The organism is Archangium lansingense (assembly GCF_026626635.1).
Lineage (GTDB): Bacteria > Myxococcota > Myxococcia > Myxococcales > Myxococcaceae > Archangium > Archangium lansingense.
The window spans coordinates 9,075,637-9,086,343 of the sequence record NZ_JAPNKA010000001.1; the positions used below are offsets into that span (position 1 = coordinate 9,075,637).

The window sequence follows — 10,707 nt, forward strand, 5'->3', positions numbered from 1 at the left end:
CGTTGCCGTCGACGGGTTGTCCCCACGTACCAGGAGGACACTTGGGTCGAAGGGCAGCTGAGGACAACGGACGCAAGGTGCTGGTCGTCGACGACGACGCGGACTGGCGAGAGTTCCTCCGGCTGTGTCTGGAGGACCTTGGCTACGAGGCCATCGAGGCCTCCAACGGCCAGGAGGCTCTGGACTCGCTGGCACGGCAGCGCTACGGCGTGATGCTCCTGGACCTGAACATGCCCGGGATGAACGGCTTCGAGGTGCTGGAGCGGATGCCGCGCAACGGCAACCCGCCTCGAGTGGTGTTCCTCACCGCCGCGGCGGCGCAGGAAGTCGGAGGAGCCCTCCGCACTGGCCCGCACTACTACCTGCCCAAAGGTGCCAGCAGGGATCAGCTCTCACTTCTGCTTCAATCGTTGGACTCCTAAACAATTCCAGTTGCTATACATCGATGACCGGAGGGTAGACGGCCATCGCAACCGAGTTCGCCATCATCCTGTTGCTGATCCTCGCCAACGGCATCTTCGCCGGGGCGGAGCTCGCGCTGCTGTCGGTGCGCAAGACGCGCCTGAGTGAGCTGCTCGAGGAGGGCAACCGCGCCGCTCAGGCGGTGCAGGCGCTGCGGGACAACCCCGAGCGATTCCTGGCCACCGTGCAGATCGGCATCACCGTGGTGGGCGCCTCCGCGGCGGCCTTCGGCGGGGCCTCCATCGCCCAACGGCTGGTGGGGCCGCTCACAACGCTGGGGCTGAAGGGGGAGACCGCCGAGAGCGTGGCCTTCGCGGGCGTGGTGGGGCTGGTGTCCTATCTGTCGCTCGTGCTGGGCGAGCTGGTGCCCAAGTCCCTGGCCCTGCGTTTCTCCGAGGGCTACGCGCTATTCATCGCCCGCCCGCTCCTGGGAGTCTCCTGGCTGGTGCAGCCGCTGGTGTGGTTCCTCACCGCCAGCTCCAACCTCATCCTTCGCTTCTTCGGAGACCGGACCAACTTCACCGAGTCGCGCCTGTCACCCGACGAGCTGCAGCAGCTCGTGGAGGAGGCAGCGAAGTCGGGCACGTTGGATCCCCGCGCCGGGGAGATCGCCTCGCGGGCCTTCGATCTGGGCACCATCCCCCTGTCCGCGGTGATGGTGCCTCGCAGCCGCATCGTGGCGCTGCGCCGGCACTCGAGCGCTGAGGAGATCAAACAGGTGCTGCTGGAGCACGGGCACTCGCGAATGCCGGTGTACGAGGGGACGCTCGACAACATCGTGGGCTACGTCATCGCGAAGGATCTGCTGGGCGTGGCATGGGAGGGCTCGCTCATCGTGCTGGAGGACGTGATGCGGCCGGCCTGGTTCGCCTTCGAGTCGATGCGGGCCATTGACGCCCTGAAGGAGCTGCAGCTGAAGCGGATGCAGCTGGGCATCGTGGTGGATGAGCGGGGCGGCGTGGCGGGCCTGCTGACGGTGGAGGACCTCGTCGAGGAGCTGGTGGGGGAGATCGCCAGCGAGTTCGAGAAGCCCGAGGAGCTCATCCGGCGCGAGAGCCCACCTCGGTGGTCGTGCAAGGCACAGCGGCCATCCGGGACGTGAATCGGGCGCTGGGGCTGGAGCTGGAGGAGGGCCAGGGCTGGTCCACCGTGGGAGGTCTCTGCTCCGCGGAGGCCGGCACCATCCCCGAGCCGGGCACGAAGCTGACCCTGGAGGACGGGACGGTGCTGGAGGTGCTGGACTCCAGCCCCCGCCGGGTGCGCTCCGTGCGCATCCACCTGCCCAAAGATGAGGAGTCCAGCGCCTCTTGAACATGCGGCAGCTCGGCGCGTGGCGCGAGCTTCCGCGTGAGCTGAGGAGAAGTGTCGTTCGGGAGGCAGTCCGCGTCGTGGCCGATCTGCCAGCCAGGAAGAGTCGCCAGGCGTCCATTGTCCGCGGAGGTTGGGGACCGTGTACCGCCTGACGATGCACCAGCCGGCTCTGTGCGGAAGGTTGCGGCCCCTCCATCCGGCACGTGGAGGCGCTGATGCAGTGAGGCACCGTGTGCCCCGCTCCTCAAGGAGGCGGAGAGTCATGCGGGCCAACGTCTTTCGTGGCGTGAATCAGTTCGGAATCGAAGAGGTGGAACGTCCCCAGGCGTGCCCGGGTGAGGCCGTGGTGCGGATGACGCTCACCACCATCTGTGGCACGGACCTGCACATCGTGCGTGGCGAATACCCGGTGAAGCCGGGGCTCGTCATCGGCCATGAGTTCGTGGGAGTCATCGAGGACCTGGGCCCCGGCGTGGAGGGCTACCGGGTCGGGCAGCGGGTCCTGGTAGGCGCCGTCACTCCGTGCGGTCAGTGCCGCACCTGCCTCTCCGGGCAGCTCTCGCAGTGCGGACACGGCGGCGGCTACGAGGCGCTCGGCGGTTGGCGCCTGGGCCACACGCTGAACGGCGTCCAGGCCGAATACGTGCGCGTGCCCTCGGCCCAGGCCAACCTGGCCCCCATCCCGGACGAACTGACGGATGAGCAGGTGGTGCTCCTGGCGGACATCGCCTCCACGGGTTTCAGCGGCGCGGAGTCCGGCAAGGTGCGCATCGGCGACGCGGTCGTGGTGTTCGCCCAGGGGCCCATCGGGTTGTGCGCCTCCATCGGGGCGCGGCTCATGGGCGCGGCCCTGGTCATCGGCGTGGATGGAGATGAGAACCGCCTGAAGATGGCGCGTCGCATGGGCGTGGACGTGGTGCTCGACTACCGTCAGGTGGATGTGGTGCGGGAGGTGAAGCGACTCACCGGCGGCGGCGCGGACGTGGCCATCGAGGCGCTTGGGACGCAGAGCACCTTCGAGAACGCGCTGAGCTGCCTGCGGCCCGGGGGTACCCTCTCCAGCCTGGGTGTGTATTCGGGGAAGCTGGAGCTGCCCTACGACGCCTTCGTAGCGGGCCTGGGGGACCACCACATCGTCACCACGCTGTGTCCTGGCGGCAAGGAGCGCATGCGACGGCTGATGGAGATGGTGCGGAGCAAGCGGGTGGACCTCACTCCACTGCTCACGCATCGCTTCAAGCTCGACGACATCCGGGACGCCTATGCGCTCTTCGGCGAGCGGCGCGAGGGCGTCATCAAGGTCGCCATCCGGCCCTGAGAGCCACCTGCCCCCACCTGAGTTCCATGCTCGCCAGTGACACCGCTCTCCAGCTTGGGGCGTGAGCGGGTGTGTCGCGCGCGACGGCGTCCGCTCGCCGAGGGGGGGACACGAGGCTGCTGCAGGACATCATTGGTCTGCGGCCTACCCAGCGGCAGGACGATTCAGGTGGGCAGGCTGCGGCCGGCACGGAGGCGACTTCTGCGGCATCCATGCTGCAAGGCCCGGCCGGAAAAGCGAAGGGCCCGGAACCATCGGGGGATTTCCCCAAGGATTCCAGGCCCTTCACTTTGCGCGCGATGCAGGATTCGAACCTGCGGCCTTTGGCTCCGGAGGCCAACGCTCTATCCAGCTGAGCTAATCGCGCAAGCAGCCTCAGCGACAGCGGGTGGGTAAGTAACCGACTTCCTCCGCTGACGCAAGCACGCTTTCTTGGAACAGCGCCGGGTGGAGACATCCTCCCCAAGGGGCCCGACTCCACTGTTGGATACCCACCTGACTGACCGCCTGGGGAGCGGGCGCCACATCAAGGTGGCGATGAGCAGGCCCAAGGACGCCGGTCGGGGTATGCACCTGGGGCCGGGCGAGCGAAGTCCCAGCCCAGACGAAGAGCGAGCGATGCACGAGAACGAGGAGGTTCGAGGTTGGGGGGAGTCCACGGCGGGCCACAGCCTGGTCCACCGGGTGGAGGGCGTGGCGCAGCTGGCCGAGCTGATGACGGCGGCGGGTGGGCGTGGGGAGACGGTGGCCTTTCGCGGCGGAGGGCGGAGCTACGGCGACGCGGCCCTGAACACCGGGGGAGCCATCGTCGAGCTGGGACGGCTGGATCGCATCCTGGAGTTCGACAGCACGGAGGGCCTCTCGCGGGTGGAACCCGGCGTCACCGTGGCGGCCCTGTGGCGCAAGAGCATCGCCCACGGCTTCTGGCCGTACGTCGTGCCCGGCACCATGCACGTCACCATCGGTGGCGCGCTGTCCATGAACATCCATGGGAAGAATCAGTACAGGGTCGGCTCCTTCGGCGAGTACGTCCGCTCCTTCCGCCTGCTGACGCCCTCGGGCCAGGAGCTGCGCTGCAGCCGCACCGAGAACGCCGACATCTTCCACGCCGCCATCGGAGGAATGGGACTGCTCGGGTGCATCCTCGAGGTCGAGCTCCAGCTCAAGCGCGTGTCCTCCGGGCGGCTCCTCGTGCAGGCGCGCAGCGTGCGGGACCTCGGGGAGGCGATGCAGGCGCTCGATACCTCCCAGGCCGATTCGGACTACATGGTGGGTTGGATTGACTGCTACGCGCGCGGCGCCCGCCTCGGTCGAGGACTCCTGCATCTGGCGCAGCACGTCCCCGCCGAACAGAGCCCCGATCCCTTCCTCGCCCCCGAGCGGCAGGATGTCCCCGGACGGGCCTTTGGCGTGGTTCCGCTAGCCTGGCTGTGGCCTGGCCTCTGGCTGACCGTGCACGGCAGAGCGATGCGCTGGGTCAACATGGCCAAGTTCTACGCCGGCATCCGTGAGGCCAGCCGCCCGGCGCATCTGCAGACACATGGCGCGTTCCACTTCCTGCTCGACTACGTGCCGGGATGGAAGCGGGCCCTGCTTCCGGGTGGGCTGCTGCAGTTCCAGCCCTTCGTCCCCAAGGAGCAGGCCGCCGCTGTCTACACGCACATCCTGGAGCGCTGCCAGCGCGAGGGGCTCGTCCCGTACCTCGGGGTGCTCAAGCGCCACCGGCCGGCTCCGTTCCTGATGAGCTACTACGTCGATGGGTACTCGCTGGCGCTCGACTTCTCCGTGACCGGCTCCAACCGCGAGCGCCTGTGGAAGCTCTCCCGGGAGTTGGCGGACCACGTGCTCGCCCACGGCGGGCGCTTCTACTACGCGAAGGACTCCATCCTCACCGCGGAGCAGTTCCGCGCCAATCACGCACCGGGAGCCATCGAGCAGTTCCTGGCGCTCAAGGCGAGACTGGATCCGAACAATGTTCTCCAGACGGACCAGTGGCGCAGGCTGACAACCCCCGCTCAAGGCTCACCTCTGCTCGCTCGCGCCATTTGAGGGGAATGCACGAGCCGGGGATCGAACCCGGACGGCCCCTTCGGGCCAGCGGATTTTAAGTCCGCTGCGTCTGCCAGTTTCGCCACTCGTGCGTCAGCCCCTCTCGTGTACTGACTTCGCCCCACTCTGCGCAAGAGGCTCCCCTGCCAGATCGTCCTCGATTCCGGAAGTTCCTGTCTCCCCCAGCCCCAAGCCCTCGGGCCATGGGTTTTCAGGGGTGCGCATGGAGTCCCACTTTCGCGCAGGATAGATTTCTCCTCCACCTGGCAGGCGAGCCTTTCAGCATGAGCGCGAACGAACTTCCCTTGGCCTCCTAGGCCCGGCGCCTGGAGCCGTCCGCCGTCATCCGCCAGGGGTAGACGCCCCGGCTCAGCGGTAGCGAGACGCCTGCAGCTCGTACATCGTCGCGTAGTTCCCGCCGCTCGCGAGGAGCTGCTCATGGTGGCCCTCCTCGATGATCTTCCCATCCTTGAGGACGAGGATCCGATCGGCCATCCGCACCGTCGAGAACCGGTGGGAGATCAGCAGCGCCATCTTCCCCGCCGTCAGCTCGCCGAAGCGGTTGAAGACGTCCAGCTCGGCGCGCGCATCGAGCGCTGCCGTCGGCTCATCCAAGACAAGCAACTGTGCATCGCGCATGTACGCCCGCGCGAGCGCGATCTTCTGCCACTCGCCGCCCGAGAGATCCACGCCCCCCTCGAAGCGCCGGCCGAGCATCTGGTCGTATCCACTCGGTAGGCGGTCCACCACCGTGTTGGCCAGGCTCTTGTGTGCCGCCTGCTCGATGAGCGCGCGCTCGCCCTGCTGCTCGATACGGCCCACGGCGATGTTGTCCGCCGCCGTCATCTCGTAGCGGGCGAAGTCCTGGAAGATGACCCTACCTCGTGCCACAGGTCGTCGGTGTCGTACTCGCGCAGATCCACACCATCGAGGAGGATCTGCCCCTCGGTGGGATCATAGAGGCGCATCATGAGCTTCACGATCGTCGTCTTGCCCTGGCCGTTCTCTCCGATGAGGGCGATACGCTCGCCCGGTGCCAGCCGGAAGCTCGCCCCCTTGAGGACGGGCTGCGGGCGGCCAGGGTAGGCGAAGGTGACGTCGCGGAACTCGAAGCCCTGGCGGATGGGCCGAGGAACCTTGAGCGCCCTTGGACCCGACTGGATGGCCGGCTTCACCGCGAAGAACGCGAGCATGTCGTGGACGTACAACGCCTGATCCGCGATGCCCACCGCGGTGGAGAACATGTCCTGGATGTTGCGGTTGGCACCCGCGATGGCACCCGCCAGGAAGGTCAGCTCACCCACGCTCAGTTCGCCGCGCGCCGCCTTGTACACGGCGAACGCGTAGGCACCGTAGTAGCCCAGCGAGCCGAGGAGCGACAGCAGCGAGAGGCCTCGGAACGCGCGTCCGAAGTGCGCGACCACGTCCTCTAGGATCTCCCCCGAGAGCTTCTCGTAGCGGCGCATCAGGAAGGGACTCAGACCGAAGATCTTCAGCTCCTTGGCGCTCTCCCTGCTCGCACCGAGCTGTCTCAGGTAGTCGAGCTCACGCCGCTTGGGCGTGTGCCGGAAGTTCATCGCGTAGAACTCTGCGCCGAAGCGGCCCTCGACGAGCGCCGCGGGCACCAGGCAGAGGATGATGAACAAGAGGATCCACGGGGAGAACACCAGGATGCCCACGCACAGGCTCGCCACGGTGACTATCTGCTGCAGGAAGCGGGCGACCGCCTCGACCATGACGAGCCGATCGGTGGCCTGCACGCGCGCCCGCTCTAGCCGGTCATGGAAGGAGGGATCCTCGTAGGTCGCGAGATCCAACTGCGAGGCATGCTCGATCAGCCGCAGGCTGACGTGACGGACGTACCGCTCGGCGAGCACGACATTGAGGTAGACGATGGAGCGGGCAAGGATGCCCCCCAGCGCCGCGAGGGCGAACTCCAGGCCGACCAGCTCCCACAGGTGCTGGGTCATGCCCTGCCCCGCCGTCGTCCCGCTCACCACGGCATCGACAATCCACCGCGCCACCACCAGCACCGCCACTGGCACCAGCGCCGCGACCGAGCGCAGCACGAGGTTGGCCAGCACCGTTCCGGGACCGGAATCCCAGACCATGCGCAGCACCGGCAGGATGTTCTTGAGCGAGGCCACACGCCCCTGGGGTTGGGACTGCTCCATCATGGGGTGAAGTCCTTCGTCTCGTAGACCAGCCCCTCGACCCATCCTGTCTGCCAGTGCTGGTGGAAATGCTGAACCAGGACGTCGTCACACGTCAGGTTGGCCACTGCCGCGAGGGACATGGCCTGATCCCTCGGCCCACTCGCACCGGCCTCCGCCGCACGCCGCAGGTCCGCGAGCGCACGCTCGGGCCGGAAGCGCAGCGCGAGCGCGGAGAGATGCGGCGCGGCCGGAGCCGGAGGAAGGCCCGCGTCAACCGTGGCGAGCGCCGCCTGCGAGAGCAACGTCGCCGGGGGGAACCAGAGGAACAGGGTGGGCAGCAGTTGCTCGGCGAGCGCATCGTGCCCGACGGTGGCAGCGCCCGCCGCGCGCAGCCGCTGGTCCGACTCCGTGAGCGCCACCCAATGCCGCAGGGGAATCTGCCTCCGCGCGATCGCCACGAAACCGGCCAGCATCGCCCCCGAGGTGAGCTGCCCGTGGTGCGCTCCGTCGAGCGACTGGGACTCAACGTCGTAGCCGGTGTGGAACAGCTCGGCCGCGGAATCATAGAGGAACGCGAAGTCCATCCCCTCGCGCTGCTCCCGCGCCCGCGCCTCGGCTTGTCCGAGCCGCGCCAGCAACTCCTCCTCCGAGGTGGCCCCACGCGAGGCCTGCAGCCCCCGCTCGACGACCACGAGCGCCGCGGCCAGTACACCGCTCTCCGCCGTGGAGATACGCCGGGGCCCCACCGGCCGCCGCTCCGCCGCGTCATACCGCGCGAACGGATGCCCACGATGGCGCTCCAGGCCCGCGACGGTGGCCAGGGACTCGCCGAGCCGGGACACGAGATCCTCGAGTGCGAGGTAGCCCAGGTGGTACGCGCTCAACGGCGCCACCAGCCAGAGGGCGAGATCCGTCGGAGTGAGCTCCGCCGTGCGGGGCAGCTCCCGGCCGGTCGGATCCATCCGCGCGTACTGCTCCCAGGCACCACGAGCCAGGGCCTGGAGAACGTCGCGCTCCGGCATCACCACCGGAGCGGAGGCGCGCATACTCCGGGAAGGCAGCACCACGAGGGGAATCCAGACGAGGAGCAGCGGACTGGCCCAGGGCAGCGCCCCCGGGTTGAACACGGCCAGGGCACCGCCAATGCCGAGTGCCAACACAACAGCGCCCCACACCTCGGGGAACACGAGCAGGGAGCGAAGCCCGCCACCCTCACGGCTCGACTGGGCGTGTGTCGTCCAATCCAGCATCCGGCGCCTGTCGAACGCGAGCCGGTACAGGGTGCGGCCGATGGCATCGAGCGAGAGGGCGGTGAGCGGAAGGAGGCGCTCGAGCTGAATGAAGGCGTCCATGAGGATGGCCGGGATCGAGCCGGCCAGGTAGCGCAGGCCGTTGAGAACGGACCGGGAGCGCCATCCCATGACGAGCGTGCCTGACACGGTGGCGACCAGCGCGCGGCGGCAGATCCACAGCAGCGCCCCGAGCGACCAGGCCCACACGCTGCTGCTCGGAAGACACAGCCACCCGTAGACGATCGCGAAGAGCGACAACGGGGTGCCGAGGCTCTGGCGGAGATCCTTCAGCAGGTTCCAGCGATCGTACAGGGACAGGGTGTTCGCAACGAGGCGGCCCTCGCGCGTAGGCACCCAGGGAAGAATCCACGGCAGCAGTTGCCAGTCGCCTCGAATCCAGCGGTGGTTGATGCGGCAGAAGCTCTGGAAGCTCTTCGGGCGGCTCTCGAACAACGTGGCGTCGTGAACGAACGCGACGCGCGTGTACATGCCCTCGAGCTTGTCGTGGCTGAGGATGGCGTTCTCGGGAATCCGGCCCTCGAGGCTGCGCGTGAACGCGGCCACGTCGTAGAGGCCCTTCCCATAGAACTGGCCGGTGGCGAAGAGGGACTGATGCAGGGAACCCGGGCTTGGGATGAAGAAGTTCTTGCGATCCCGGGCGATGGACACGGACCAGCCCCCCGAAGCCAGCCACTGCGCCCGGGAGGGCCCATCCTCAATGTGCGGCTGGAGGAGCGAATAGCCCGCGCTCACCCGCCGGCCGGACGCGTCGAACCGGGCCTGATTCAACGGGTGGTGGAGCGTAGCGACCATCCGGGCGGCGTGGCCGGGCAGCAGGTGCGTATCCGCATCGAGCGTGAGGATGTAACGAATGGAGTGCAGGGCCTCGGGTACGGTGCCCATGTAGCTGGTGTCACGAGCACCCAGCAGCAGCTGGTTGAACTCCTCGAGCTTTCCGCGCTTGCGCTCCCAACCCATCCAGCGGCCCGCGACGGGGTTCCACCGCCGCTCGCGGTGGAAATAGAAGAAACGCGGCTGCACGGAGTAGCCGTGTCGCGCGTTGAGCTCGCGGATGCCCCGCTCCAGCCGCTCGAGCAGCTCGCGTTCGGCCGGCAGCTCCTTCTCCGGAGCGTCGCGGAAGTCCGTCAGCAGAGCGAACAACAGGTGGGGATCGACATTGCCCAGGTAGTTGATCTCCAGCTTGCGCAGCTGGGCCTCGATGTCCTCGGCACTCGAGATGAGCAGCGGCGTGATGACCAGAGTCCTGGCGTCACGCGCAAACACCCCTTCGGGCTCCAGCCTCGGAAGCGGCTCCGGAGCAGGCATGAGGTGCAGGAGTATCAGGTCGACGTTGTCGTTGAAGCAGTCGAAGAAGGGGGACGCGAGGAGGACCACCAGGAAGAAGCGATGGACCGACGCCACCCCATGCGCGGCGAGCAAGCGCTCCAATCCGATGAGCGCGAGCACCGTGAGCACGGAGAGTGCGCCGACATAGATGCCCCTGGCGTGCCGCCGCAGAGTCCGGGCGGCGCGCTTCGTCCAGGGGACACGGCAGCCCAGACGGGCTTCGAGTTGAACTCGCCCCTCAGCGATCAACCAGGCGCCGACGTGGTGCCCTCGAGGCTCACTGGCACCGTGCTCCTCGCTAAGGCGGATCGCCTCCTGTGCGACCGCGGTGGGCGTCTGCCCCGACCACTCCGCCAACTCCTGGCATGCCCGCCGGTACCGTTCGCGAGTGGTCTCGTCCATCGCGGCGTACACCCCCGCGGGATCTCGTTCGAGGATCGGGTCGAGCTCTCGAGTCATGGAAGAAGACACGAAGACCAGCTTGCCATACCCCTGCGCGCCCACTCCATGAGGGGGGATGCTTTTCCCTGACGCGGCCCGCCGACGCGTCGCGGTGCAAAAGCACCACGGATGTAGCAGCGATACCACAGCACTTGGGTGGCACGAGACCAGAGGTCAGGTCGCCCGCCAGGACATGAGGCAAGCATCCTTCTCATGACAACGCGGGCACTGTTACCATCGCACGCTCGCAGAGTGGGCTGGGTTGACCCCATCTGGACTCCCAAGCCCGCGCAAAAGCCCCCCGACTCCGCCTATGAGAACCGCCGCGCAC

The 10,707-nt window shown here is 67.7% G+C and carries 4 protein-coding genes, 2 tRNA genes and 2 pseudogenes; 4 read left to right on the forward strand and 4 right to left on the reverse strand.

Features of this window, described 5'->3' with window-relative positions; translation table 11 throughout:
* The first annotated feature begins 41 nt into the window (after window positions 1–41).
* The 3 genes and pseudogenes from OV287_RS35945 (at window position 42) to OV287_RS35955 (ending at window position 3,091) form a co-directional block, all read left to right on the forward strand.
* Window positions 42–422 carry a response regulator gene (locus OV287_RS35945; protein ID WP_267538554.1) on the forward strand — a complete coding sequence of 127 codons (381 nt, stop codon included), beginning with the start codon at window positions 42–44 and terminating at the stop codon, window positions 420–422.
* Between the two features lie 71 nt (window positions 423–493).
* Window positions 494–1,773: pseudogene (locus OV287_RS35950) on the forward strand (hemolysin family protein).
* Window positions 1,774–2,035: 262 nt separating this feature from the next.
* Window positions 2,036–3,091, forward strand: coding sequence for a zinc-binding dehydrogenase (locus OV287_RS35955; protein WP_267538555.1), 1,056 nt, complete (start codon window positions 2,036–2,038; stop codon window positions 3,089–3,091).
* Between the two features lie 293 nt (window positions 3,092–3,384).
* On the opposite strand, the gene OV287_RS35960 is transcribed toward OV287_RS35955, so the two are convergent.
* Window positions 3,385–3,458, reverse strand: a tRNA-Arg gene (locus tag OV287_RS35960).
* Between the two features lie 251 nt (window positions 3,459–3,709).
* Between OV287_RS35960 and OV287_RS35965 the strand changes: the two genes are divergently transcribed.
* Entirely contained in the window at window positions 3,710–5,140 is a 1,431-nt protein-coding gene (locus OV287_RS35965; RefSeq protein ID WP_267538556.1) for an FAD-binding oxidoreductase, read from the forward strand.
* Window positions 5,141–5,146: 6 nt separating this feature from the next.
* On the opposite strand, the gene OV287_RS35970 is transcribed toward OV287_RS35965, so the two are convergent.
* The 3 genes and pseudogenes from OV287_RS35970 to OV287_RS35985 form a co-directional block, all read right to left on the reverse strand.
* Window positions 5,147–5,232: transfer RNA gene (locus OV287_RS35970), tRNA-Leu, on the reverse strand.
* A 277-nt stretch (window positions 5,233–5,509) separates the two neighbouring features.
* Window positions 5,510–7,359: pseudogene (locus OV287_RS35980) on the reverse strand (ABC transporter ATP-binding protein).
* On the reverse strand, window positions 7,314–10,394 hold the full coding sequence (locus OV287_RS35985) for a hypothetical protein (protein WP_267538559.1): 3,081 nt from the start codon (window positions 10,392–10,394) through the stop codon (window positions 7,314–7,316). The pseudogene OV287_RS35980 and the gene OV287_RS35985 overlap by 46 nt, the downstream one beginning before the upstream one ends.
* Window positions 10,395–10,707: the final 313 nt, after the last annotated feature.